General features: G+C 70.1%; 21 protein-coding genes. 12 read left to right on the forward strand and 9 right to left on the reverse strand.

From position 1 onward, the window contains the following. The first annotated feature begins 166 nt into the window (after positions 1-166). Together ACWD4O_RS15160 and ACWD4O_RS15165 are read left to right on the forward strand one after the other, a co-directional pair. Complete coding sequence (locus tag ACWD4O_RS15160) at positions 167-1,096, forward strand: hypothetical protein (protein ID WP_451280136.1); 930 nt, start codon at positions 167-169, stop codon at positions 1,094-1,096. A gap of 224 nt (positions 1,097-1,320) precedes the next feature. After that, the gene (locus tag ACWD4O_RS15165) at positions 1,321-2,118 is read left to right on the forward strand and encodes a hypothetical protein (RefSeq protein ID WP_451280137.1); all 798 of its coding nucleotides are present in this window, start codon (positions 1,321-1,323) and stop codon (positions 2,116-2,118) included. A gap of 43 nt (positions 2,119-2,161) precedes the next feature. On the opposite strand, the gene ACWD4O_RS15170 is transcribed toward ACWD4O_RS15165, so the two are convergent. Both ACWD4O_RS15170 and ACWD4O_RS15175 read right to left on the reverse strand, forming a co-directional pair. Beyond that, positions 2,162-4,528, reverse strand: a complete 2,367-nt coding sequence (locus ACWD4O_RS15170) for an HAD-IC family P-type ATPase (RefSeq protein WP_451280138.1) — start codon at positions 4,526-4,528, stop codon at positions 2,162-2,164. 126 nt (positions 4,529-4,654) lie between these two features. After that, positions 4,655-4,924 (reverse strand): DUF2530 domain-containing protein, encoded by a 270-nt coding sequence (locus ACWD4O_RS15175; RefSeq protein WP_358803584.1) that lies wholly within the window; start codon positions 4,922-4,924, stop codon positions 4,655-4,657. 134 nt (positions 4,925-5,058) lie between these two features. Here ACWD4O_RS15175 and ACWD4O_RS15180 point away from each other — a divergent pair, with 134 nt between their 5' ends. After that, positions 5,059-6,444: an NCS2 family permease gene (locus ACWD4O_RS15180; protein ID WP_451280139.1), complete on the forward strand. Its 1,386-nt coding sequence runs from the start codon at positions 5,059-5,061 to the stop codon at positions 6,442-6,444. Between the two features lie 40 nt (positions 6,445-6,484). Here the strand turns inward: ACWD4O_RS15180 and ACWD4O_RS15185 are convergent, their stop codons facing one another. After that, the gene (locus tag ACWD4O_RS15185) at positions 6,485-6,667 is read right to left on the reverse strand and encodes a ribbon-helix-helix protein, CopG family (protein WP_057600791.1); all 183 of its coding nucleotides are present in this window, start codon (positions 6,665-6,667) and stop codon (positions 6,485-6,487) included. 151 nt (positions 6,668-6,818) lie between these two features. Between ACWD4O_RS15185 and ACWD4O_RS15190 the strand changes: the two genes are divergently transcribed. Next, positions 6,819-7,256, forward strand: coding sequence for a MarR family winged helix-turn-helix transcriptional regulator (locus ACWD4O_RS15190; protein ID WP_351904569.1), 438 nt, complete (start codon positions 6,819-6,821; stop codon positions 7,254-7,256). Between the two features lie 148 nt (positions 7,257-7,404). Continuing rightward, the gene (locus tag ACWD4O_RS15195) at positions 7,405-8,676 is read left to right on the forward strand and encodes an MFS transporter (protein ID WP_451280318.1); all 1,272 of its coding nucleotides are present in this window, start codon (positions 7,405-7,407) and stop codon (positions 8,674-8,676) included. Between the two features lie 9 nt (positions 8,677-8,685). Here the strand turns inward: ACWD4O_RS15195 and ACWD4O_RS15200 are convergent, their stop codons facing one another. After that, positions 8,686-9,207, reverse strand: coding sequence for a GNAT family N-acetyltransferase (locus tag ACWD4O_RS15200; RefSeq protein WP_451280140.1), 522 nt, complete (start codon positions 9,205-9,207; stop codon positions 8,686-8,688). A gap of 50 nt (positions 9,208-9,257) precedes the next feature. On the opposite strand from ACWD4O_RS15200, the gene thpR reads away from it, so the two are divergent. After that, positions 9,258-9,830, forward strand: coding sequence for an RNA 2',3'-cyclic phosphodiesterase (gene thpR, locus ACWD4O_RS15205; RefSeq protein WP_451280141.1), 573 nt, complete (start codon positions 9,258-9,260; stop codon positions 9,828-9,830). A 156-nt stretch (positions 9,831-9,986) separates the two neighbouring features. On the opposite strand, the gene ACWD4O_RS15210 is transcribed toward thpR, so the two are convergent. The 3 genes from ACWD4O_RS15210 to ACWD4O_RS15220 form a co-directional block, all read right to left on the reverse strand. Next, positions 9,987-10,979, reverse strand: a complete 993-nt coding sequence (locus ACWD4O_RS15210; RefSeq protein ID WP_451280142.1) for an aldo/keto reductase — start codon at positions 10,977-10,979, stop codon at positions 9,987-9,989. Between the two features lie 49 nt (positions 10,980-11,028). Then, positions 11,029-11,616: a Uma2 family endonuclease gene (locus tag ACWD4O_RS15215; RefSeq protein ID WP_358803577.1), complete on the reverse strand. Its 588-nt coding sequence runs from the start codon at positions 11,614-11,616 to the stop codon at positions 11,029-11,031. An 84-nt stretch (positions 11,617-11,700) separates the two neighbouring features. Beyond that, complete coding sequence (locus tag ACWD4O_RS15220) at positions 11,701-12,381, reverse strand: SGNH/GDSL hydrolase family protein (RefSeq protein WP_451280143.1); 681 nt, start codon at positions 12,379-12,381, stop codon at positions 11,701-11,703. A gap of 98 nt (positions 12,382-12,479) precedes the next feature. Here ACWD4O_RS15220 and ACWD4O_RS15225 point away from each other — a divergent pair, with 98 nt between their 5' ends. Then, positions 12,480-13,466 carry a WD40 repeat domain-containing protein gene (locus ACWD4O_RS15225; protein ID WP_451280144.1) on the forward strand — a complete coding sequence of 329 codons (987 nt, stop codon included), beginning with the start codon at positions 12,480-12,482 and terminating at the stop codon, positions 13,464-13,466. A 66-nt stretch (positions 13,467-13,532) separates the two neighbouring features. Here the strand turns inward: ACWD4O_RS15225 and ACWD4O_RS15230 are convergent, their stop codons facing one another. Beyond that, positions 13,533-14,288, reverse strand: coding sequence for a TetR/AcrR family transcriptional regulator (locus ACWD4O_RS15230; RefSeq protein ID WP_451280145.1), 756 nt, complete (start codon positions 14,286-14,288; stop codon positions 13,533-13,535). Between the two features lie 126 nt (positions 14,289-14,414). Between ACWD4O_RS15230 and ACWD4O_RS15235 the strand changes: the two genes are divergently transcribed. The 4 genes from ACWD4O_RS15235 to ACWD4O_RS15250 all read left to right on the forward strand — a co-directional run bounded on the left by ACWD4O_RS15235 (position 14,415) and on the right by ACWD4O_RS15250 (position 18,862). After that, a complete protein-coding gene (locus tag ACWD4O_RS15235) occupies positions 14,415-15,380 on the forward strand; it encodes an ATP-binding cassette domain-containing protein (protein ID WP_451280146.1) in 966 nt (321 codons plus the stop codon). Next, positions 15,377-16,192, forward strand: coding sequence for an ABC transporter permease (locus ACWD4O_RS15240; RefSeq protein ID WP_451280147.1), 816 nt, complete (start codon positions 15,377-15,379; stop codon positions 16,190-16,192). Before ACWD4O_RS15235 ends, ACWD4O_RS15240 begins: the two co-directional genes overlap by 4 nt. A 237-nt stretch (positions 16,193-16,429) precedes the next feature. Next, positions 16,430-17,956: a cellulase family glycosylhydrolase gene (locus tag ACWD4O_RS15245; RefSeq protein WP_451280148.1), complete on the forward strand. Its 1,527-nt coding sequence runs from the start codon at positions 16,430-16,432 to the stop codon at positions 17,954-17,956. A gap of 174 nt (positions 17,957-18,130) precedes the next feature. Further along, the gene (locus ACWD4O_RS15250) at positions 18,131-18,862 is read left to right on the forward strand and encodes a DUF7873 family protein (RefSeq protein ID WP_266399268.1); all 732 of its coding nucleotides are present in this window, start codon (positions 18,131-18,133) and stop codon (positions 18,860-18,862) included. Positions 18,863-19,450: 588 nt separating this feature from the next. On the opposite strand, the gene serC is transcribed toward ACWD4O_RS15250, so the two are convergent. Then, positions 19,451-20,569, reverse strand: a complete 1,119-nt coding sequence (serC, locus tag ACWD4O_RS15255; RefSeq protein ID WP_451280149.1) for a phosphoserine transaminase — start codon at positions 20,567-20,569, stop codon at positions 19,451-19,453. A gap of 81 nt (positions 20,570-20,650) precedes the next feature. Here serC and ACWD4O_RS15260 point away from each other — a divergent pair, with 81 nt between their 5' ends. After that, positions 20,651-23,551 carry an FAD-binding and (Fe-S)-binding domain-containing protein gene (locus ACWD4O_RS15260; protein WP_451280150.1) on the forward strand — a complete coding sequence of 967 codons (2,901 nt, stop codon included), beginning with the start codon at positions 20,651-20,653 and terminating at the stop codon, positions 23,549-23,551. Positions 23,552-23,701: the final 150 nt, after the last annotated feature.

A 23,701-nucleotide genomic window follows, 5' to 3' on the forward strand; every position in this document is an offset into this window, starting at 1 on the left:
TCGTACGAATTTTCTGCACGAATTTCTCACTGCTCGTACAACCATGACCCCCCGTCGGACATCTGATGGGGTGAGTCAACAGACTCCATGATCAATGTGGGCCCCGGATGTGATGCGAGCCGTGCGAACGGCAACCGTCCGGGCCCCTCTCCTCAGGGGGAAACGAATGCGCAAACGCGCCACCGTGGTCGCCGTCTCCGGCGCCCTGGTCCTGTCTGCCTTCGCCGTGCCGGCCGCACAGGCCACCGGCAGCGACTCGCACAACTCGATCGACACCCTGAAGGCCCTCCGCGCGGCCGTCTCCGGCAAGAGCGCCTACGTCGGCGAGACCGCCGCCGACACCGGCACCCCGTACGCGCTGAACGCCCAGTTCACCAACGTGAAGATCAACAACGGCTTTCCGATCGTCGCGAGCACCGGCGGCAAGGTCACCGTCCCGGTCACTTTCAAGGTCACGCACGGCGCGGACGTCGACGTCACCGCGGAAGACACCGAGCTGGACCTGGTCATCTACCGCGGCTCGTCCGCCGACCCGGCCAACTTCCTCCTCGGCGACGACTACCCGAGCTGCACCAACACCTCGGCCACGGTCGCCACCTGCAAGGGCACCATCGACATCCTCCCGGCCGAGGAGCTCTACAACGCCGACGCCACCACCTGGAAGGCGCTCGGCTACATCGTCGACTGGAACGACGTCGACCCGTACACCGACGACGAGATCGACCTGACCAAGGTCGGCTACGTCGAGAACGACGCCCTGGGCACCACCAAGCTCCAGCGCAAGTCGGCGCTGACGGTCAACGCCGCCCCGGAGCCGGTGAAGAAGGGCAAGACCATCACCGTCACGGGCAAGCTGTCCCGCGCCAACTGGGACACCGGCCTGTACGGCGGCGTCTCCACCCAGTCGGTGAAGCTGCAGTTCCGCAAGAAGGGCAGCAGCACCTACACCACGGTCAAGACCATCAAGAGCAGCACCACCGGTGGCCTGAAGACCACGGTCAAGGCGACCGTGGACGGCTACTACCGCTTCACCTTCGCCGGCAACGCGACGACCCCGGCGGTCAACGCGGCGGGCGACTTCATCGACGTGAAGTAAGCCGACGTGAAGTAAGCCGACGTGAAGTAGGCAGAACGCGGCACGTGCAGACGGCCGGCCCCGGTCTCCGGGGCCGGCCGTCCGCGGCTCGGCGACTTCTCACCGTTCTCACGCCGCCTTCTTGCACGCCTCTTTCCTTCACCCCTCTTTCCTTCACCCCTCGCCGTCTCACCTCTCTCTGTCCCACCCTCTCCCTTTCACTTCGCTCCATCCGAGGAACGCACATGCGCATACGCGCCATCGTGGTCGCCGCTTCCGGCGCCCTCGCTCTCTCCGCCCTCGCCGTCCCGGCCGCGCAGGCCGCGCCGACGGCGGCGCCCGCCGTGACCTTCTCCCAGGTGAAGGTCAACGCGGGCAAGGCCGTCGTGGTCGGCCCCTCGGCCCAGGTCGTCGTCAACGCCACCTACACCGTGACGAAGCCCGCGACCCTCAGCGCGAGCTCGTTCGTGAGCGGCCCGCTGCTCTACCGGGGCACCACGCTCAACGCCGACTCCGACACCATCGCCGGCGACAACCCGGGCACCTGCACCGCGGCCTCCACGACGGTCCTGCACTGCACGGCCAAGATCCAGTTCCGGCCCTCCACCGACCTGGGCAACAGCGAGGCCGGCGCCTGGAAGGTGGGCGCGCTCGCCGTCCCCAACGACGCCACCAGCCTCGACGACTTCAAGTGGCAGAGCAACCTGGGCGCCATCAACGTCCAGCGCAAGTCGGCGCTGACGACCGACGCCACGCCCGAGCCGGTGAAGAAGGGCAAGACGCTCACCATCACGGGCAAGCTGACCCGCGCCAACTGGGACACCAACAAGTACGGCGGCTACGCGACCCAGTCGGTGAAGCTGCAGTTCAAGAAGAAGGGCAGCACGGTCTACAGCACGGTCAAGACCATCAGGACCAGCTCGACCGGCACGCTGAAGACCACGGTCAAGGCGACCGTCGACGGCTACTACCGCTACACCTTCGCCGGCAACTCGACGACCCCGGCGGTCAGCGCGGCGGGCGACTTCGTCGACGTGAAGTAAACGGTTCCGTCCAGTGGACGGTTCGGCAGAGTAAACGGTTCAGCTACGCCGGGAAACGGCGGTCGACCCACTTCCAGGAGAACTCCAGGGCGACCGCCGCCACCGCCGCGATGCCCACGGCGATCCACGGCATCGTCATCCCGACCAGCTTCAGCGCGAAGAAGTGCTGCAGCCACGGGACCACCAGCACGAGCAGGAACGCCGCGCCCATCGAGGCCACCAGCAGCAGCCGCCACCAGGTGTACGGGCGGGCGATGATCGCCAGCACCCACATCGAGATCAGGAACAGCGTGAGCGTCGCCGCGCTGGTCTCCGCCTCCAACGAGCCCTCGCCGGTGTAGTAGTGACGGGCGATCAGATAGGTCAAGAAGGTCGCGACGCCTGCCGTCAGCCCGCCCGGCACCGAGTACCGCATCACGCGTCTGACGAAGTGCGGGCGGGCCCGTTCCGTGTTGGGGGCGAGGGCCAGGAAGAAGGCCGGGATGCCGATCGTGAGGGTGGAGAGCAGGGTCAGGTGGCGTGGCAGGAAGGGGTATTCGACCTGCCAGCAGACCACCAGCAGGGCCAGCAGCACGGAGTAGACCGTCTTCACCAGGAAGAGGGTCGCCACGCGGGTGATGTTGCCGATGACCCGCCGGCCCTCGGCCACCACCGACGGCAGGGTCGCGAAGCTGTTGTTCAGCAGCACGATCTGCGCGACCGCCCGGGTGGCCTCGGAGCCCGACCCCATCGCGACGCCGATGTCCGCGTCCTTCAGCGCGAGGACGTCGTTGACGCCGTCCCCGGTCATCGCCACGGTGTGCCCGCGTGACTGCAGCGCGCCGACCATGTCCCGCTTCTGCTGCGGGGTGACCCGGCCGAACACCGTGCCCTCGTCCAGGGCCTGCCCCATGCCGGCCCGGTCGGCGGGCAGCCGGCGGGCGTCCACCGTGGCGCCGTCCAGCCCGAGCTTCGCCGCCACCGCCCCCACCGACACCGCGTTGTCGCCGGAGATGACCTTGGCGTGGACGTTCTGCTCGGCGAAGTAGCGCAGGGTGTCCGCGGCGTCCGGCCGCAGCCGCTGTTCGAGGACGACGAGGGCGGCGGGCCGGGCCCCGTGCGCGGGCTCGGGGGCGTCGAGGTCGCGGGCGGTGCGGGCCAGCAGCAGCACCCGCAGGCCCTGCTCGTTGAGCCGCTCGGTCTCGGCGAGGGCGGGATCGTCCTCGGCCAGCAGCACGTCCGGCGCGCCCAGCAGCCAGGTGCTGCTCTCCCCGTTGCCCTCGCTGAAGCTGGCGCCGCTGTACTTGCGCGCGGAGGAAAACGGCAGGGACTCGGTGCAGCGCCAGTCCTCGGCGTCCGGGTAGGCGTCGATGATCGCCTGGAGGGAGGCGTTCGGCCGCGGGTCGGACTCCCCGAGCGCGCCGAGCACCCGCCGTACGTAGCTCTCGTCGCCGCCGTCGAGGGTGCGCAGCTCGGTGACGTCCATCCCGCCCTCGGTGAGGGTGCCGGTCTTGTCCAGGCAGACGGTGTCGACGCGGGCGAGGCCCTCGATGGCCGGCAGCTCCTGCACCAGGCACTGCTGCCGGCCGAGCCGGATGACGCCGATCGCGAAGGCGACCGAGGTGAGCAGGACGAGCCCCTCCGGGACCATCGGGACGATGCCGCCGACGGTACGGGCGACGGAGTCCGAGAGGTCGTTCTCCTTGACGACGAGCTGGGTGACGATCAGCCCGAGCGCGGCCGGGACCATCATCCACGTCACGTACTTCAGGATCGTGGAGATGCCGGAGCGCAGCTCGGAGTGGACGAGCGTGAAGCGGGAGGCCTCCTCGGCGAGCTGGGCGGCATAGGCCTCGCGGCCGACCTTGGTGGCCTGGAACGCGCCGCCGCCGGCCACCACGAAGCTGCCCGACATGACCGGGTCGCCCGGTCGCTTCACGACGGGGTCGGCCTCGCCGGTGAGCAGGGACTCGTCGATCTCCAGCCCGTCCGCCTCGACGCACACCCCGTCCACGGCGACCTTGTCGCCGGGTCCGATCTCGATGAGGTCGTCCAGGACGAGTTCGGAGGTGGAGACCTCGGTCGCGGCGCCGTCGCGGCGGACGGTGGGCCGGGCCTCGCCGACGACCGCGAGGGAGTCCAGGGTCTGCTTCGCCCGCCACTCCTGGATGATGCCGATGCCGGTGTTGGCGAGGATCACGAAGCCGAAGAGGCCGTCCTGGATGGGCGCGACGGCGAGCATGATCAGCCACAGGACGCCGATGATGGCGTTGAAGCGGGTGAAGACGTTTCCCCGGACGATCTCGCCGACCGAGCGGCTGCTGCGGACGGGCACGTCGTTGACCTGACCGCGCGCGACGCGCTGCGCGACCTCGGCGGCGGTGAGACCGGTCGCCGTCGGCACAGTGGCGGGCGCGTCGATATGGGTCATGGCATCGACGGTACGTGCGGATTTGGGGGTTCACCCCCCGAGGGGGCGGAAGATCCGACCTGGGGAGGACAGGGGTAGTACGCCGGGTGTAGGGATGTTCCCCTAGTGCCACCGGAGCGTGTTCCCCTACTCCGCGGGAGCCTGCTCGGCCGTCGTCGCCGCGCGCTTGATCGCCGCGTCCCGCTTGCGGACGTACCAGATGCCGATGAGGCCGAGCCCGGCGCCGGCCAGGCACGTCCACAGCCACCACAGATGGCCCTGGTCGTCGAACCAGCCGTAGAACGGGAGCTGGACGAGGAAGAGGACGAACCAGAGGATCGTGCCGCCGGTGATGGTGGCGACCACGGGGCCCTCCAGGGGCTCCGGCGCCTCGTGCGTAGGGGTCCACTTCGCCATGGGCTCAGCTTACGAGAGGAAGACATCTACGCGCGGAGATAGCGTCCGCGGCTTTATATGTTCATACTGAACCCGTTTTGCGTTCGTCCCCATCTTGTCCGCATCTTGGCTACTTCTGATCGTAGGAACCTCTAATGATCGACCGCTACTTCAAGATCTCTGAGCGGGGCAGCACCCTGCCCCGGGAGATCCGTGGCGGTTTCGCCACCTTCTTCGCGATGGCGTACATCATCGTGCTGAACCCGATCATCCTCGGCAGCGCGAAGGACATGTACGGGCATCAGCTCGACAACGGCCAGCTGGTCACCGCCACCTGTGTGACGGCCGCGTTCACCACGCTCCTCATGGGCGTGATCGGCAACGTGCCCATCGCGCTGGCCGCCGGCCTCGGCGTGAACTCGGTGGTCGCGCTCCAGCTCGCGCCCCGGATGTCCTGGCCGGACGCGATGGGCATGGTGGTCCTCGCGGGCTTCGTCGTCATGCTGCTGGTCGCCACCGGTCTGCGCGAGCGCGTCATGAACGCGGTCCCCTTCGGCCTGCGCAAGGCGATCAGCATCGGCATCGGCCTGTTCATCATGCTGATCGGGCTCGTCGACGCCGGCTTCGTCAGCCGCATCCCGGACGCCGCCCAGACCACCGTCCCGCTCCAGCTCGGCGGCGACGGTCACCTGAACGGCTGGCCGGTTCTCGTCTTCATCCTGGGCGCGCTGCTCACGCTGGCCCTGATCACCCGCAAGGTGCCCGGCGCGATCCTGATCTCGATCGTCGCGATGACCGTCCTCGCGCTGATCATCGACGCCGTCGCGACCGTCCCCTCCTGGGGTCTCACCACCCCCGAGTGGCCCGGCAACCCCGTCGCCAGCCCCGACTTCGGGCTGATCGGCGAGGTCAGCCTGTTCGGCGGCTTCGACGAGGTCGGCGTGCTGACCGGCATCCTCTTCGTCTTCACGGTCCTGCTGTCGTGCTTCTTCGACGCGATGGGCACGATCATGGGCGTCAGCGACGAGGCCAAGCTGACCGACGCCCACGGCGAGATGCCCGGCATCAACAAGGTCCTCTTCGTGGACGGCCTCGCGGTCGCCGCGGGCGGCGCCAGCTCCTCCTCCGCCACCACCGCCTTCGTGGAGTCCACGGCCGGCGTCGGCGAGGGCGCGCGCACGGGCTTCGCGAACCTCGTCACCGGCGGCCTCTTCACGGTCGCGCTGTTCCTCACGCCGGTCGCCACGATGGTCCCGTCCCAGGCCGCGACGCCCGCCCTGCTCGCGGTCGGCTATCTGATCCTGGCCGGCTCGGTCAAGGAGATCGACTGGGCCGACCACACCATCGCCATCCCGGCCTTCATCACCATGGTGATGATGCCGTTCACCTACTCGATCACCAACGGCATCGGCATGGGCTTCATCGCCTTCGTCCTGTTGCGCCTGGCGGTCGGGCGCGGCAAGGACGTGCCGGTGCCGATGTACGTGGTCTCCGCCGTGTTCGTCTTCTACTACCTGATGCCGGCCCTCGGCCTCACGTGAGCCCTGACGGCCCTGGGGTCTGTCCGCGCCAGGGCAGGCCCTACGTGAGCCCGTAGAACTTCTCCGTCTCCTCGACGGCGGTCTGGAACCGCTCGTCGAAGTCGTCGCGAATGAGCGTCTGGACTACGTAGTCCTGGACGCTCATTCCCCTTTTGGCGGCATGCTGCCGGAGCCGTTCGAGCAGCTCCCCGTCTATGCGCAGGCTGAGCACACTGGTCCCCATGAGACGAGGGTCGCGGGCGCGTACCGCACTTCGGTCACTTTCCGCTGCGGACTCACTCGTTCGAGTGATGAAGGGGTTTCCGTGGCCGGTGTCACGGGAATCCCGGCGCGCCCCAGCTTGTTTAGCCAGAGTAATGAGTTACCCTAAAGAGATGCCTGACCTCACCCATGGCGACGACGCTGCCGCCGTGAACTCCCTGCGCTCCGCCGTGATGCGACTGTCCCGTCGGCTCAAGCACCAGCGGGTCGACGAGTCCCTGAGCCCCACCGAGATGTCGGTGCTCGGCACCCTCTCCCTCTACGGCAGTGCCACCCCGGGCGAACTCGCCCGCAAGGAGCACGTCCAGCCGCCCTCGATGACCCGCATCGTGGCGCTCCTGGAGGCCAAGGGACTGGTCCGGCTCGAGCCGCACCCCGACGACCGCCGCCAGAAGGTCGTCACGAAGACCGAGCAGGCCGAGGCCATGCTCGAGGAGAGCCGCGCCAAGCGGAACGCCTTCCTCGCCACCCTGGTCGACGGCCTCGACGAGGACGAGTGGGCGAAGCTGCGCGCCGCGGCTCCGGTGCTGGAGAGGCTCGCGCACCTGTAATTTGCGCATCGGCATCCTGCGCACCGGCATCCTGCGCACCGGCAACTCGCGCATCGGTGCCTCGCGCACCTGTAGGCAGCATTCGAGGAGGCGAACCCTTTTGAGTACGGGACCCGGAGCAGACTCCGCCCCCGCTCGTACGTCGTCGATGTTCAGCTCCCTGAGAATCAGGAACTACCGCCTGTTCTTCATGGGCCAGGTCGTCTCGAACATCGGCACCTGGATGCAGCGCATCGCCCAGGACTGGCTGGTCCTCAGCCTCACCGGCTCCGCCACGGCCGTCGGCTTCACGACGGCCCTGCAGTTCCTGCCGATGCTTCTCTTCGGCCTCTACGGCGGCGTCCTCGTCGACCGCCTGCCCAAGCGCCGCGCACTGCTGTTCACCCAGTCCGCGATGGCCGTCACCGGCATCGCACTGGCCCTGCTCACCCTCTCCGGACACGTCGAGGTCTGGCACGTCTACGTGGCGGCCTTCTCCGTCGGTCTCGCGACCGTCGTCGACAACCCGGCCCGCCAGTCCTTCGTCTCCGAGATGGTAGGCCCCGACCAGCTGCAGAACGCGGTCAGTCTCAACTCCGCGAACTTCCAGTCCGCGCGCCTCGTCGGCCCCGCCGTCGCCGGTCTGATGATCACCGGCGTGGGCACCGGCTGGGCGTTCCTCGCCAACGGCCTGTCCTTCGTCGCGCCCATCACCGGCCTGCTGCTGATGCGGGCGCGCGAACTGCACGCCGTCGAGCGCGCCCCGCGCGCCAAGGGCCAGCTGCGCGAGGGCCTGCACTACGTGGCCGGCCGCCCCGACCTGATCTGGACGATCACCCTGGTCGGGTTCATCGGCACCTTCGGCTTCAACTTCCCCGTCTACCTCTCGGCCTTCGCCGACGACGTCTTCCACGCGGGCGCCGGCTCCTACAGCCTCTTCAACACGCTGATGGCGGTCGGCTCGCTCGCCGGCGCCCTCCTCGCCGCCCGGCGCGGCACGGCCAAGATGCGCGTGATGATCGCGGCGGCGGTCGCCTTCGGCGTCATGGAGACAGTCGCCGCCGGCGCTCCCTCGCTCTGGCTGTTCGCCCTGCTCATGGTCCCGATCGGGATGTTCGGGATGACGGTCAACGTCACCGCGAACACCAGCATCCAGATGGGCACCGACCCGGCCATGCGGGGCCGGGTCATGGCCCTCTACATGATGGTCTTCCTGGGCGGCTCGCCCGTGGGCGCGCCGATAGCGGGCTGGATCACGGACGCGTACGGCGTCCGGGCCGGCCTGGCGGTCGGCGGCGTGATCGCGGCCACCGCCGCCCTCGCCATCGGCCTGGTCCTGGCCCGGGTGGGCAACCTCCGCCTCTCCCTCGGCTGGACCGCCGGCCACCCGACGGTCCGACTCGTACCCCGAGAGACCCGGGAACTCACCCCGGTGTCGTGACGCCTGTCGCTACACGCGCCGGGCCAGCAACTGGCCCGGCCAGTCGTTGTCGCCGACGGTGAACGCCTGCGTCGCGGTGAAGCCGTTGCGTTCGTAGTAGGCGACGAGGGCTCCGTCGTCACCGGCGTAGCAGTCCACCCGGAGCAGCGCGACGCCTGCGCGGCGGGTCGCCTCGGCGGCGTGCGCCAGGAGGGCGCTGCCCACCCCGTGGCCCTTGAAGCGGCGGTCGGACGCCAGCCAGTGGATGTATCGCTCGGGCTCGCCCGGCGGCGGGAGATGGGAGAGGTAGGCGCCGGGCGCGCCGTTGAGGGTGAGGGTCCCGGCCGGCACCCCGTCGGCCTCGGCGATGAACACCTCGCCGTCCTCCATGTACCGGACGACCGACTCCAGCACGCTCGGACTCTCCGACAGGGGCTTCGTACCCCACTGACCGGTGCGCCCCTGTGAGACCAGCCACTCCACGCTGCTGTCCAGCATGCCGAGTATCACGGGGACGTCGTCGGGGCCGCCTTCTCTGATGGTGATCTGCATGACGTCCATCATGCCCGGCGCGCGCTCCCCGGAGCCGGGACAATCGGGGCATGAGACTCTTCGCCGCAGTGCTGCCCCCGGACGACGTCGCCGACGAACTCGCCGCCGAGGTGGCCCGGTTGCGCGCACTGCCCGGTGCGGAGGGACTGCGCTGGACGGGCCGCCCCGGCTGGCACTTCACCCTCGCCTTCTACGGCGAGGTCGACGACGACCTCGTCCCGGACCTGTCGGCACGGCTGGAGCGGGCCGCGCACCGCAGCGCGCCCTTTGCCCTGGCGGTGCGCGGCGGAGGACAGTTCGGGCGCGGGCGGGCCCTGTGGGCGGGCGCGGCCGAGGACGTGCCGGCGCTGCGACTGCTGGCCGGCCGGGCGGAGGCCGCGGCCCGCAAGGCGGGCGTGGAGATGGACGAACACCGCCGCTACAAGGCCCACCTGACGCTGGCCCGCAGCCGGGACGCGCTGGACGTCCGGCCGTACGTCGAGGCGCTGGACACCTTCGTGGGCCGTACCTGGACGGTGGGGGAGCTGGTGCTGGTGTGCAGCAACCTGCCGAAGTCCGGCGTTCCCGGGGCGCAGCCCCGTTACGAGCCGGTCGGGCGTTGGCCGCTCGGCGGGGCCGGTTAGGCTCGACGCGTGGACCCGAAGACCCGGAACCGGATCATGGCCGGTGCGCTTGTGCTGATGTTCGTCGTGGTGGCGGTGGCGGCGGCCGTCGGAAAGTAGCCGACGCGACGACGGCCGCCGCCGTGCCATGCCCGCCCATGGGCGTTGTCGGCGGCCTTACCAGGCGAATGCCTCCGGCGACGGGCCCGGACCCGGGAAGATCTCGTCGAGCCCCGTCAGCAGCTCCTCGCTCAGCTCCAGCTCGACCGCGCGCAGTGCGGAGTCGAGCTGCTCGGCGGTGCGCGGACCGACGATCGGGCCGGTCACGCCGGGACGGGTGAGCAGCCAGGCCAGCGCGGCCTCGCCAGGCTCCAGGCCGTGCTTGTCGAGCAGGTCCTCGTAGGCCTGGATCTGGGCGCGTGCGGTGGGGTCGGCGAGCGTGTCGGCGGCCCGGCCACTCGCCCGGCGACCGCCCTCGACCTGCTTCTTGATGACCCCGCCCAGCAGACCGCCCTGCAGCGGGGACCACGGGATGACCCCGAGCCCGTACTCCTGCGCGGCCGGGATGACCTCCATCTCGGCGCGCCGCTCGGCGAGGTTGTAGAGGCACTGCTCGCTGACGAGGCCGATGGTCCCGGAGCGGCGGGCCGCGATCTCGTTCGCCTGGGCGATCTTGTAGCCGGGGAAGTTGCTGGACCCCACGTAGAGGATCTTGCCCTGCTGGACGAGGACGTCGATCGCCTGCCAGATCTCCTCGAAGGGAGTGCTGCGGTCGACGTGATGGAACTGGTAGACATCGATGTAGTCGGTCTGCAGCCGCTTCAGCGACGCGTCGACGGCCCGTCGGATGTTGAGGGCGGAGAGCTTGTCGTGGTTCGGCCATGAGGGGCCGTCGCCGGCCATGTTCCCGTACACCTTGGTGGCGAGGACGACCTTGTCGCGGCGCTCGCCGCCCTTCGCGAACCAGTTGCCGATGATCTCCTCGGTACGGCCCTTGTTCTCACCCCAGCCGTACACGTTCGCGGTGTCGAAGAAGTTGATGCCCGCGCCGAGCGCCGCGTCCATGATCGCGTGGCTGTCGGCTTCGTCCGTCTGCGGGCCGAAGTTCATGGTGCCGAGGACGAGGCGGCTGACCTTGAGTCCGGTGCGTCCGAGCTGCGTGTACTCCATGGAACTCAAGCCAACGGCTTCGAGTGCGCTCCAGGCAAGGGGGGTTCGGTCAGTCGCGGGGGAAGTCGTCGGTCTTGAGGGTCAGGTCGACGACGGTGCCGGTGAGGTCGATGTCGTCGCCGAAGTCGATCTTCGTCCGCGTGGCGTAGTCGCCTTCTTTGGGGTGGGTGTAGAGGTAGCAGCGGCCCTTGTAGGGGTCGGCGATGAGGTAGACCGGGACCTCGGCGGTGGCGTAGGCGAGCTTCTTCGGCCCGTAGTCGTTCGCTGCCGTGTCCTTGGAGATGACCTCGGCCACGAACTCGACGTCCTGGTAGCGCCAGCGCCCCTTGCTGTCTTTCACCGAGCGGTCTGCCATGGCCGCCATGTCGCATGCGAAGCCGTTCAGATGACCAGGGAAGTCGATGCGTACGTCGGATGCGAGCCGCTTGCGGGGATACTTGCTCCGCAACTGCTCGAAGACGGCCGAGATGATCTCCCAGTGATTCTGCCGTTGCGGTGACATGAAGATGTTTCCCCCGACGATCTCAACCTTCGTTCCCTCGGGGATGGGCATCTTCTCGAGCAACTCGAACATGACGTCCAGAGACAGCTCGCCGCTCTCCTCGGCCATCGTGATCCTGTCCTCAGTGACGGTCATCGTGGCGCTCCTCCCCGGCGACCCCATGCACGAGTGCCGCCGCGCAGTACAACGATACGCACGGTGACCATGTCACGGGCGACCTCACGCCGAGCGTTCGTACTCCCCGCCCAGCTCCCAGCCCTGGTACAGCGCCTCCGCGAAGGCCTCCGCGATCTTGTGTTCGCCGCTCGCGTTGGGGTGCGTGCCGTCGTAGGTGTCGAGGTGCGTCTCGTAGCCGGGCGGGGGTGACGCCAGCAGGAGGGGTGAGCGGGGCTCGTCGAGGTCGGCGAGGGCCTTGGCGAGGAGTTCGTTGAAGGCGGCGACCTCGGCGGCGAAGTCGGGCTCGGTCTGCGCGCGGACGTTCGGGATCACCGGCAGGGCGACGATCCCCACCCGGGGGTTGGCCGCCCGTGCCTCGGCCACGAACGTCCGTACATTGGCGGCGGTTTGCCCCGCGTTCGTGTAGAAGCCCAGGTCGATGAGGCCGAGGGCGACCAGCAGCACATCGGCCCGGTGCGCGCGGACCGCCCCGCCGATCAGGGGGGCCATGTGCAGCCAGCCCTCGCCCCAGCCGGCCAGATGGGCGCGGGGGAAGTCCGGATCGGCGTACTCGTAGGAGGTGGGCGCTTCCGTCGCCTTGTCGTACAGCGTCTCGCGCGGTCCGACGACGGCGAACGGGCCGCCGTACGTCGTGCGCAGGTGTTGCCACATCCGATAGCGCCATGTGTGTTCGCCGGCGCTTCCGATCGTCTGGGAATCGCCGACGGGCATGAACCTGAGCATCCGCTCATCATCGGGGATCGGCGGGAGGGAGGGGACGGGCGGGGGTGTGAGACGGGCCACGCGCCGTGAAACCTCGGCCGGGATGGCAGGCTTGGCGCATGCGTCGCTTGCTTGCGTTCCTTGCCGCGGTCCTCCTCACGGGGGTGCTCGCCGCGCCCGCGACCGCCGCCGACGGCGACAAGGGGTTCACCATCACCGACCCCCGGATCACCGAGTCCAGCGGCCTGGCGGCGTCCCGTCAGCACCCGGGCGTCTACTGGACGCACAACGACCAGGACACCTGCGCCTGCCTCTACGCCGTGGACAGCGGCACCGGAAAGACCGTCGCCACGATCACCCTGACCGGCGTGGGCACCCCGCGTGACGTAGAGGCCATCGCGATGGGTCCCGACAACCAGCTCTGGGTCGGTGACATCGGCGACAACGACGGGGTGACCTGGCCCTACGTCTGGATCTATCAGCTCCCCGAGCCCAAGGAGCTCAAGGACCAGAGCGTCCGGGCCAAGCAGTACGTCGTGAAGTACACGGACGGCACCCGCGACGCCGAGTCCCTGATCGTCCATCCCAAGACCGGCCGCGTGTACATCATCGACAAGCACGAGGACGGGGGGCATCTGTACGAGGGGCCCGCGAAGCTCTCCACGTCCGGCGAGAACGTCTTCAAGCCCACCGTCCCCGTGGAGCTGTGGGCCACCGACGCCGCTTTCTCCCCGGACGGTTCCCAGCTCGCCGTCCGCGGCTACTTCGGGGGCATCTACTACGACTGGAACGGCGGGAAGATCGAGCGCAAGGGGCGGCTCGACGTGCCCCTGCAGCGGCAGGGGGAGTCCGTCAGCTACTCCGCCGACGGCACCAAGCTCATGTACGGGACCGAGGGGTCCGGGAGCGAGGTGGAGGCGGAGGACGCGCCCGACGGTGCGGCGGCTTCCGGCTCCAAGTCTCCCTCGGGCGGCGGTGGTTCGAGCGCGTCGGGCGACGGCGGCGACGGCTCCTCGGCCTCCGGCAGCGTCAAGTTCGGCGCGCTGGCCGTCGCCGCGGTCTGCGCCGTCTTCTTCGGCCTCCGCCGACTGCGGCGCCGCGGCTGAGCGCACCGACCGCACCGACCAGCGCATTGAGCGCACCGACCGCACCGACCGCACTGAGCGTCACGCTCATGGCTTTCGCTGGGCGACCAGGAGCTCCAGCCCGTCCAGGATCCGTTGCAGGCCGAACGTGAAGTGGTCGAAGCCGGGGCCCCAGGTGTCCTCGGCCAAGGTGGCGAGGACGGGGTAGCGGCCGGTGGCCATGACCCTTTCGAGGAACGGCGCCTGGGCCGAGTAGAAGTCGGCGGTCGTCATGCCCGACGTGCGCTCGGCCGCCTCCTGGTAGACCTGTGTGCGCGCGGCACCGACGACATAGCCGTCGACCATGATGATCGCCGAGACGAGTTCGGGGTCGGTCAGGCCCATCGGCCGGATGAGGGTGAGCACCTTCTCCATGCCGTCCAGCGCGCTCGGGCCCAGCAGCGGGCGGGTCTGGTTGACCTCCAGTAGCCAGGGGTGGCCGCGGTAGAGGGCGAGGGTGGCGTGGGCCATGGCCTCCAGGGCGGAGCGCCAGGTGCCGTCGCCGAGGTCGGCCGGGTTCTCGGAGGGGCGCTGGACGCGGTCCAGCATCAGGTCGAGCAGCTCGGCCTTGCCGGGGACGTAGCGGTAGAGGGACATCGCGCCCGTTCCCAGCTCCGTGGCGATCCGGCGCATCGAGACCCCGGGGAGTCCGTCCCGGTCCGCGATCTCGACGGCTCGCTCCACGATCAGGTCCAGCGTCAGGCCCGGCTTGGGTCCGCGGCTCGGGCGCTTGCCGGTGTCCCACAGCAGTTCGAGGGTGCGGGTGATGTCGCCGCTGCCGCTGGTCTCCGTGCTGCTCGTCATGGGCGCAGCTTAGTTCGCCGCCGAAAAACCGAGTACACCGTACGCGTAATCGGGTACGGTGTACTCGGTTAATGGGGTGACCCGGGGAGACGGCCCTGGGGAGACCATTTGGGGAAGGGGGACCCGATGAGCGACGGACATGCCGTGCTCGCCGAGGGGCTGGAGAAGCGCTACGGCGACAAGCACGCCCTCGACGGCTTCGATCTGGCCGTCCGGGAGGGCACCGTGCACGGACTGCTGGGGCCGAACGGGGCCGGCAAGACCACCGCCGTGCGCATCCTGTCCACACTCGTCCGGCTGGACGGCGGCCGGGCGACGGTGGCGGGGCTGGACGTGGGCCTGCGCCCGCGCGAGGTGCGGGCGCGGATCGGCCTCACCGGGCAGTACGCGGCCGTGGACGAGGTGCTCACCGGCCGGCAGAACCTGGAGATGTTCGGGCGCCTGTTCCATCTGGGCGGCCGGCGGGCCAAGGTGCGCGCCGCCGAACTGCTCGACCGCTTCGACCTCGCCGACGCCGCCGACCTGGGCGTCGGCGGCTACAGCGGCGGGATGCGCCGCCGCCTCGACCTCGCCGCGTCGATGATCCTGGCTCCGGCGGTCCTCTTCCTGGACGAGCCCACGACCGGGCTCGACCCGCGCAGTCGCGGCGAAGTCTGGGACTCCGTACGGGCGTTGGTGGCGGGCGGCACGACCGTGCTGCTGACCACGCAGTATCTGGAGGAGGCCGACCGGCTCGCCGCGCGGATCACCGTCATCGACCAGGGGCGCGCCATCGCCGACGACACCCCGGACGGGCTGAAGAACCGCATCGGCGGCGACCGCATCGAGGTCGTGGTCGCCGAGCGGTCCGAGATCCCCCGCGTGGTGAAGGCCGTCGCCCGGGTCTCGGACGGCGAACCCGAGGCGGACGAGGCGGAGCTGCGCGTGCACGCCCCGGTGACCGACCGGGTCGCCGCGCTCACGGACGTGACCCGGACCCTGCGGGACGAGGGCGTCCGTGTGGAGGACATCGGGCTGCGCAGGCCCAGCCTCGACGACGTCTTCCTGAGCCTGACCGGACACCGCACGGAGCCGAAGGAGGCTGCCGCATGAGCGCCCTGGACATCGGTGCGCGGCACGGCCGGACGTACTGGCTGCTCTCCGACTGCTGGAACGTGGTCCGCCGCGGGCTCACCCACTACCAGCGCCAACCCGTCAACATCGCCTGGCAGTTGGGCTTCCCGATCCTGTCCGTGCTGCTGTACGGCTATGTCTTCGGCAGCGCGCTGCAGGTGCCCGGCGGCGGGGACTACAAGGACTTCCTGATGCCGGGGATGTTCGCGATGACGATGGCGTTCGGCTTCATCAACACGGCGACGGTCGTGGTCCACGACTCCACCAAGGGCGTCATCGACCGCTTCCGGTCCATGCCGATGGCATCCTCGGCCGTGGTCGCCGGCCGCGGGGTGAACGATCTGGTCGTCGCCTGCGCGGAGCTGTGCATCATGATGCTCACCGCGCTGGCCATGGGCTGGCGGCCGGACGGCGGCTGGCGCTTCCTCGCCGCGTTCGGGCTGCTGCTGTGGCTGCGGTTCGCGCTGATCTGGATCGGCGTGTGGCTGGGCCTGCTGGTCCCCAACCCGGAGGCGGCGGGCGGGCTGTTCGCGGTCGCCTTCCCGCTGACGATGATCTCCAGCATCTTCGTCGCCCCCCAACTCATGCCCGACTGGCTGGGCTTCGTCGCCGCGTGGAATCCGATCTCGTCCACCGCGGCGGCCGCCCGCGATCTGTTCGGGACGCCGGTCGGGAGCGGCGACTCATGGGTGGAGCAGCACGCGCTGCTGATGGCGGGGGTGTGGCCGCTGGTGCTCACGGCCGTCTTCCTGCCGCTGGCCGTACGGAGGTTCCAGCGGCTCGGCCGGTGAGGGGCGCTTCCGGCGCCACGGTGCGGGCCGTGGCACGTCTCGAAGTCGAAGAGGGCCCCGACGTCAGCGTCTGACGGGCATCCGGGTCTTTCCGCAGCGGCGGCACCCCTTTTCCGGCGCCGCCGTTGCCGCGCGTCTTGACGGGTTCATGGTGTGTCAGTTTCCTGGGTGGTGCGCGGCGTGTGGGAGCGCTCCCATTCTGTTCCGGTCCCGCGCCACCCGAGAGGAAGCAGCGAGATGTTCCGCAGCTTGCGAAGAGTGCTGTGCACGGTTGCCGCCGCGTTGCTGATACCGCTGGCCGGAGTCCACACGGCGGATGCGGCGAATGCGGCGGATGCCGCCGCGGTGCCGGGAGCCGGCTACTGGCACACCAGCGGCCGCCAGATCCTGGACGCCGCCGGGCAGCCGGTCCGGATCGCCGGGATCAACTGGTTCGGCTTCGAGACCGGCAACTACGTCGTCCACGGCCTCTGGTCCCGGGACTACAAGAGCATGATCGACCAGATGAAGTCGCTGGGCTACAACACGATCCGCATCCCGTTCAGCGACGACATCTTCAAGAGCTCCACGGTCCCCAACAGCATCGACTTCAGCAGCGGCAAGAACGCCGACCTGCAGGGACTCGGCCCGCTCGGCGTGTTGGACAAGATCGTCGCGTACGCGGGCCAGGACGGCCTGAAGGTCATCCTCGACCGCCACCGCCCGGACGCCGGCGGCCAGTCCGCGCTCTGGTACACGGCCGCGGTCCCCGAGTCGACGTGGATCGCCAACCTCCGCTCCCTGGCGGCCCGTTACGTCGGCCAGTCCACGGTCGTCGGCATCGACCTGCACAACGAGCCCCACGATCCCGCCTGTTGGGGCTGCGGCGACACGGCCACGGACTGGCGACTGGCCGCCCAGCGCGCGGGCAACGCGGTCCTGTCCGTCAACCCCGAGCTGCTGATCTTCGTAGAGGGCGTGCAGACCTTCAACGGCGTCTCGGGATGGTGGGGCGGCAACCTGATGGGCGTGGCCCAGTACCCGGTGCAGCTGAGCGTGGCCGACCGGGTGGTGTACTCCGCCCACGACTACGCCACCAGCGTCGCGCAACAGAGCTGGTTCAGCGACCCGACCTTCCCCGCCAACATGCCGGGGATCTGGGACAAGTACTGGGGCTACATCTTCAAGCAGAACATCGCGCCCGTGTGGGTGGGCGAGTTCGGCACGACGCTCGCCTCGACGGTGGACCAGAAGTGGCTGGCGGCGCTGGTGAGCTACCTCCGGCCGACCTCGACGTACGGCGCGGACTCCTTCCACTGGACCTTCTGGTCCTGGAACCCCAACTCCGGTGACACGGGCGGGATCCTGAAGGACGACTGGGTGACGGTGGACACGGTGAAGGACGGGTATCTGGCGAGCGTCAAGGCTCCGGGCTTCCCGAGCACGGGCGGCGGGGGCGGGGGCGGGGGCGGCGGCGGGACCACGGCGTCCTGCACGGCCGCCTACGCCGTCAGCAGCGACTGGGGCGGCGGCTTCAACGCGGAGGTCAAGGTCACCAACAGCGGGACGACGGCCCTCTCGTCCTGGAAGGTCACCTGGACCTGGAGCGGCGCACAGCAGGTGACGAGCATGTGGAACGCCTCGTACACCCAGAGCGGCGCCACGGTGACCGCCGTGAACGCCTCCCACAACGGGGCGGTGCCGGCGGGCGGTTCGGCGAGCTTCGGGTTCGGGGGCGCGCCGGGGGGCGGGGGTGTGCCGGCGGTGAGCTGCACGGCGGCGTGAGGTTTCCGGCTGGTGGAGGAGGAGCGCCTGGCGTCGGTGCCGGGCGCTTCACTCACGAGCGCGCGTACGAGACCCGGTCGTGGGCGAGCCGTTCGAAAGCGATCGAGGCGCTGCGCCGGGCCGTCTCTCGTAAATCGAATGCGTGTCGGTGTGGCGTTTTGGTAGCTTCCTCGCGTGCCGAAGCTGAACCAGATCATCGCCGTGGAAAAGGGCGTCAAGTCGAAGTCCCTGCAGGAACTCACGCAGGCCCATCACGATGTGCAGAAGCCCGCGTTGCTGGCGGGAATCTCCCGCACGTACCAGGCGAAGGACGAAGAGGGCGAGCAGTTGCCGCCGGAGTCCACGCGGGTCCAGGTCAAGGCGGAGGACGTGCTGCGGTCCGCGGCCGCGACGCTCACCCGGCTGTTCGACGTGACGGCGGCGAAGGACTGGGCGAACCGTACGGCGGTCGCCGACGTGGTCGTCGACGGCACCGTGCTGCTGTCCGCCGTCCCGGTGCCGTATCTCCTGTTCCTGGAGAAGCAGCTCACGGATCTGAACACCTTCGTGCGCAAGCTGCCGGTGCTGGACGCCTCCGAGTCGTGGACGTTCGATCCGTCGACGGACGGGTGGAAGACGGAGGCGGTACGGACCATCCGTACGAAGAAGGTCCCGCGCAACCATGTGAAGGCCGAGGCCACGGAGAAGCATCCGGCCCAGGTCGAGGTGTACTACGAGGATGTGCCCGTGGGTTACTGGACCACGGTCAAGTTCTCCGGCGCGCTGCCGGCCCGCAGGGTCAACGAGCTGATCGACCGGGTCGAGAAGCTGCAGCAGGCCGTGAAGTACGCCCGCGAGGAGGCCAACGGCATCGAGGTCACCGAACAGAGGGTGGGTGACGCGGTGTTCGGCTACCTGTTCCGGTAGCCCCCTGAATGCCCCTCGTGCGAGCGAGGGGTGCGCGAAGAGCGCAAGCTGAAACTGATGTTGAAGCTGAACCAGGGGTGACAGTTGGGGGTTCGAATCCCTCCCCCGGCACACAGGCCGGGGTGGCCCAAATGGCAGAGGCGGCCCCATGAATCTCAGATTCTCGCTCCAGTCTCAGTATTCGCCACCGAACGCCGGATCGACCGAGCGCGGACGATCGTCGACGAATAGGGGTTCAAGTCCCCTCTGTGCCTCTCCTTCTCTCCACCTCTTCATTTCCTTCCGTGGCACGGTAGTTCAAAGGCAGAACGCGTCGACCTCAGAATGATCCGCGACTCTTAAACGCCGCCGGTGTGCGCAAATGGGTGGCACAACAGGCCTCGGGAGCCGGATACCGCTCCCGGGGCCGTCCCCATGTGCCGTGAGGGGCCTTGCTGTGGCGGACGAGGGACTTCGCCTTCGCCGACCCCGCCTCCGCGGCAAGCCGGCCGGGTACCTCCGGACCCCCTGACCCCCCGCCCCCCTCGGACGACGAAGGCGCCCGACGCGGTGTCGCGTCGGGCGCCCTTCATCGTCGTACCGCAGTGATCAGAGCTTCTCGATCACGTAGTCGATGCAGTTCGTGAGCGCCTCGACGTCCGCCGGGTCGATCGCCGGGAACATCGCCACGCGCAGCTGGTTGCGGCCGAGCTTGCGGTAGGGCTCGGTGTCGACGATGCCGTTGGCGCGCAGCACCTTGGCGATCGCGGCGGCGTCGATCTCGTCCGCGAAGTCGATCGTGCCGATGACCTGGGAGCGCTTGGCCGGGTCGGTGACGAACGGCGTGGCGTGCTTCGACTCCTCGGCCCAGGTGTACAGGCGCGTCGACGAGTCCTTGGTGCGGCCGGCGGAGAAGGACAGACCGCCCTGGCCGTTGATCCACTCCAGCTGCTCGTTCAGCAGGAAGAGGGTGGCGAGCGCCGGGGTGTTGTACGTCTGGTTCTTGCGGGAGTTGTCGATCGCCGTGGGGAGGCTGAAGAACTCCGGGATGTGGCGGCCGCTCGCGTGGATGCGTTCCGCGCGCTCGATCGCCGCCGGGGAGAACACGCCGATCCACAGGCCGCCGTCGGAGGCGAAGGACTTCTGCGGGGCGAAGTAGTAGACGTCCGTCTCGGCGATGTCGACCGGGAGGCCGCCGGCGCCGGAGGTGGCGTCCACCAGGACCAGCGAACCGGCGTCCGCGCCCGCGACCCGCTTCAGCGGGGCGGCGACACCGGTCGAGGTCTCGTTGTGGGTGAACGCGTAGACGTCGACGCCCGCCTCGGCCGCCGCCTCGGGGTGGGTGCCCGGGTCGGAGGAGATGACGGTCGGCTCGGCCAGCCAGGGGGCGAGCCTCGCGGCCTTCGCGAACTTCGAGCTGAACTCACCGAACGTGAGGTGCTGCGACTTGTTCTCGATCAGGCCGTGCGTCGCGACGTCCCAGAAGGCCGTCGACCCGCCGTTGCCGAGGATGACCTCGTAGCCCTCGGGGAGGGAGAACAGCTCGGAGATGCCCTCGCGCACCTTGCCGACCAGGTTCTTGACCGGGGCCTGGCGGTGGGAGGTGCCGAGGAGGGACGTACCGGTGGCGGCCAGGGCGTCCAGCGCCTCCACCCGCACCTTGGAGGGGCCCGCGCCGAAACGACCGTCGGCGGGCTTGATGTCAGCAGGAATCTGGATCTCAGCCACGAGGGGAGGGTATCCGGTGGAGGAAACCTGGCCGCAACATCGTCCGTCGGGTGAGACGAGGTATTTGGTTTGCTGGGACGTATGACGCATGGCGAGAGCTCCGACGGTCCTGACGGTCTTGAACGTGCGCTGCGGCGGGTCGTCCGGGGGGACGTGGGGTTCGGGGTGACGGACCGGGCTCTGGTGACCATGGACGCGTCCAACTACCGGCGGGTCCCCCTGGGGGTCGTCGCACCTCGGGACGCGGACGACGTGGCGGCCGTCCTGGAGGTGTGCCGGGGGCGGGGGACGCCGGTCGTGGCGCGCGGCGGGGGGACCTCGATCGCGGGGCAGGCGACCGGGACGGGGGTCGTGCTGGACTTCACCCGGTACATGAACCGGGTGGTCTCTCTCGATCCCGAGGCGCGGACCGCCGTCGTGCAGCCGGGGCTCGTGCTCGACCGGCTCCAGGAGGCCGCCGCTCCGCACGGGCTGCGCTTCGGCCCGGATCCGTCCACGCACAGCCGGTGCACGCTCGGCGGGATGATCGGCAACAACTCGTGCGGCTCCCACTCGGTGGCGTGGGGGACGACGGCGGACAGCGTGCGCGAGCTGGACGTCGTCACCGCGCGCGGGCGGCGGCTGCGGCTCGGCCAGGGGTGGGCCGGCGCGCCGGACGGGCTGCGGGACCTCGTGGAGGGCGAGCTGGCCCGGCTGCGGACCGGCTTTCCCGAGCTGCCCCGCCGTATCTCCGGGTATGCGCTGGACGCGCTGCTGCCGGAGAACGGCGTCGACGTCGCCCGCTCCTTCTGCGGCAGCGAGGGCACCCTGGGTGTGGTGACGGAGGCTGTCGTCGAGCTCGTCGAGGCTCCACGCGCGTGTGTGCTCGCGGTTCTCGGCTACGCCGACGAGGGCGCCGCCGCCGAGGCCGCGGCCGGGCTGCTGCCGTACGGGCCGCTGACCGTGGAGGGCATGGCGGCCGACCTGGTTGCGGCCGGGGACCGGGCGGGGCTGCCGCGGGGCGGGGCCTGGCTGTTCGTCGAGACGGGCGGCGAGTCGGCGAGCGAGGCACACGCGCGTGCGGAGACGATCGTCCGCGCGGCGGACGTCCTGGACGCGCGGATCGTGCGCGACCCCGCCGGGCAGCGGGCGCTGTGGCGCATCCGCGAGGACGCGAGCGGCACGGCGACCCGGATGCCGGACGGCTCCGAGGCCTGGCCCGGCTGGGAGGACTGCGCGGTGCCGCCCGCCCGGCTCGGCGCCTACCTGCGCGAGTTCCGCGGGCTGCTCGGGCAGCACGGCCTGCGCGGCACCCCTTACGGGCACTTCGGGGACGGCTGCATCCATGTCCGGATCGACTTCGATCTGCTGACGCAGGCCGGGGTCGCCCGCTTCCGGCGGTTCTCCGAGGAGCTGGCCGACCTGGTCGTGGCCCACGGCGGCTCGCTGTCCGGGGAGCACGGCGACGGGCAGGCCCGGGCCGAACTGCTGCCCAGGATGTACGGGTCCGACATGGTCGCGCTGTTCGAGCGGGCGAAGGGCGTCTGGGACCCGGACGATCTGCTCAACCCGGGGATGCTGGTCCGTCCCGCGCCGCTCGACGGCAATCTCCGCTTCGCCGTCCTCCCGCGCGAGCCGGTCGACGTGGCCTTCGGATACCCGTCCGACGGCGGCGACTTCTCGGCGGCGGTGCGCCGCTGTGTGGGCGTCGCCAAGTGCCGGACGACGTCCGCGGCCGGGGCGGGGGTGATGTGTCCGTCGTTCCGTGCGACCGGGCGGGAGGAGCACTCCACGCGCGGGCGTGCCCGGCTGCTGCACGAGATGCTGGCCGGTGAGCTGGTGACCGACGGCTGGCGCTCCACGGAGGTGCGGGACGCGCTCGACCTGTGCCTGTCCTGCAAGGGCTGCCGCTCCGACTGCCCGGTCGAGGTCGACATGGCCACCTACAAGGCGGAGTTCCTGCACCACCACTACGAGGGGCGGCGACGCCCGGCCGCGCACTACAGCATGGGGTGGCTGCCGGTCTGGCTGCGGTGGGCGAGCCGGGTGCGGGCGGCCCCGCTGCTCAACGCGCTCGCCGCCGTCGGTCTGCTCGCGGGCGCCGCCAAGCGGCTGGGCGGGATCGCACCGGAGCGGGAGATTCCGCGGCTGGCGCGGGAGACGTTCGGCGCGTGGTGGCGACGCCGAAAGCCCCGGGCCGACGCAGACGGCGGTGAGCTGGTCGTCCTGTGGCCCGACACCTTCACCGAGCACCTCGCGCCGTCCGTGGGCCGGGCCGCCGTCCGCGTCCTGGAGGCGGCGGGGCTGCGGGTGGCGCTGCCGCCGACCCTGCTGCTGCGGGGACGGCCGGTGGGCGACGGCCGGTCGAGGAACGCGGCCGCGCTGCTGACCGCCCGCCGGGGCCGGGTCTGCTGCGGGCTGACCTACGTCTCCACCGGCCAGCTCGACCACGCGCGCGTGGTGCTGCGCCGCACGCTCGACCTGATGGAACCGGTGCTGGAGAGCGGCGCACCGGTCGTCGTCCTGGAGCCGAGCTGCGCGGCCGCCCTGCGCACCGACCTGCCCGAGCTGCTGCACGACGACCCGCGCGCGGCCCGTCTCGCCGCCCGTGTCCTCACCTTCGCGGAGACCCTGGAGCGCCATGCCCCCGGCTGGACGCCGCCCCGGCTGGACCGTCCGGCGGTCGGTCAGACCCACTGCCACCAGCATGCGGTTCTGGGCGACGCGGCCGAGCGGCGGCTCCGCGAGGCCGCGGGGCTCACCGGTGCGCTGAGCGGGGGGTGCTGCGGCCTCGCCGGCAACTTCGGTTTCGAGAAAGGCCACTTCGAGGTGTCCACGGCGTGCGCGGAGGAGCAGCTGCTGCCGGCCGTGCGGGACGCCCCGGAGGGGGCCGTGGTCCTCGCGGACGGGTTCTCCTGCCGGACACAGCTGGAGCAGCTGGCGGGGGTGCGGGGGCGGCATCTTGCGGAGGTGCTGGCGGAGGGGTTGGAAGCGGGTGACTGACCGGACGGGTGACTGACCGGATGGGTGACTTTCGGGACGGGTGACTTGCGGGACGGGAATTGCGGGACGGTGACTTTCGGGACGGTGACTTTCGGGACGGGGGATTGCGGGACGGGTGACGCGCGTCGGCCATCTGCACGCGTGTGTGGC

This window comes from Streptomyces sp. NPDC002623 (genome assembly GCF_053592635.1).

Bases quoted from the DNA above. Each gene is read 5' to 3' on its own strand.
- ACWD4O_RS15160 (WP_451280136.1), top strand. From the start codon at position 167: ATGCGCAAACGCGCCACCGTGGTCGCCGTCTCCGGCGCCCTGGTCCTG.
- ACWD4O_RS15220 (WP_451280143.1), bottom strand. From the start codon at position 12,381: ATGCTCAGGTTCATGCCCGTCGGCGATTCCCAGACGATCGGAAGCGCC.
- ACWD4O_RS15210 (WP_451280142.1), bottom strand. From the start codon at position 10,979: ATGGAGTACACGCAGCTCGGACGCACCGGACTCAAGGTCAGCCGCCTC.
- ACWD4O_RS15185 (WP_057600791.1), bottom strand. From the start codon at position 6,667: ATGGGGACCAGTGTGCTCAGCCTGCGCATAGACGGGGAGCTGCTCGAA.
- ACWD4O_RS15175 (WP_358803584.1), bottom strand. From the start codon at position 4,924: ATGGCGAAGTGGACCCCTACGCACGAGGCGCCGGAGCCCCTGGAGGGC.
- ACWD4O_RS15195 (WP_451280318.1), top strand. From the start codon at position 7,405: ATGTTCAGCTCCCTGAGAATCAGGAACTACCGCCTGTTCTTCATGGGC.
- ACWD4O_RS15170 (WP_451280138.1), bottom strand. From the start codon at position 4,528: ATGACCCATATCGACGCGCCCGCCACTGTGCCGACGGCGACCGGTCTC.
- ACWD4O_RS15240 (WP_451280147.1), top strand. From the start codon at position 15,377: ATGAGCGCCCTGGACATCGGTGCGCGGCACGGCCGGACGTACTGGCTG.
- ACWD4O_RS15180 (WP_451280139.1), top strand. From the start codon at position 5,059: ATGATCGACCGCTACTTCAAGATCTCTGAGCGGGGCAGCACCCTGCCC.
- thpR (WP_451280141.1), top strand. From the start codon at position 9,258: ATGAGACTCTTCGCCGCAGTGCTGCCCCCGGACGACGTCGCCGACGAA.
- ACWD4O_RS15235 (WP_451280146.1), top strand. From the start codon at position 14,415: ATGAGCGACGGACATGCCGTGCTCGCCGAGGGGCTGGAGAAGCGCTAC.
- ACWD4O_RS15200 (WP_451280140.1), bottom strand. From the start codon at position 9,207: ATGCAGATCACCATCAGAGAAGGCGGCCCCGACGACGTCCCCGTGATA.
- ACWD4O_RS15165 (WP_451280137.1), top strand. From the start codon at position 1,321: ATGCGCATACGCGCCATCGTGGTCGCCGCTTCCGGCGCCCTCGCTCTC.
- ACWD4O_RS15260 (WP_451280150.1), top strand. From the start codon at position 20,651: ATGACGCATGGCGAGAGCTCCGACGGTCCTGACGGTCTTGAACGTGCG.
- ACWD4O_RS15215 (WP_358803577.1), bottom strand. From the start codon at position 11,616: ATGACCGTCACTGAGGACAGGATCACGATGGCCGAGGAGAGCGGCGAG.
- ACWD4O_RS15230 (WP_451280145.1), bottom strand. From the start codon at position 14,288: ATGACGAGCAGCACGGAGACCAGCGGCAGCGGCGACATCACCCGCACC.
- ACWD4O_RS15225 (WP_451280144.1), top strand. From the start codon at position 12,480: ATGCGTCGCTTGCTTGCGTTCCTTGCCGCGGTCCTCCTCACGGGGGTG.
- ACWD4O_RS15190 (WP_351904569.1), top strand. From the start codon at position 6,819: ATGCCTGACCTCACCCATGGCGACGACGCTGCCGCCGTGAACTCCCTG.
- ACWD4O_RS15245 (WP_451280148.1), top strand. From the start codon at position 16,430: ATGTTCCGCAGCTTGCGAAGAGTGCTGTGCACGGTTGCCGCCGCGTTG.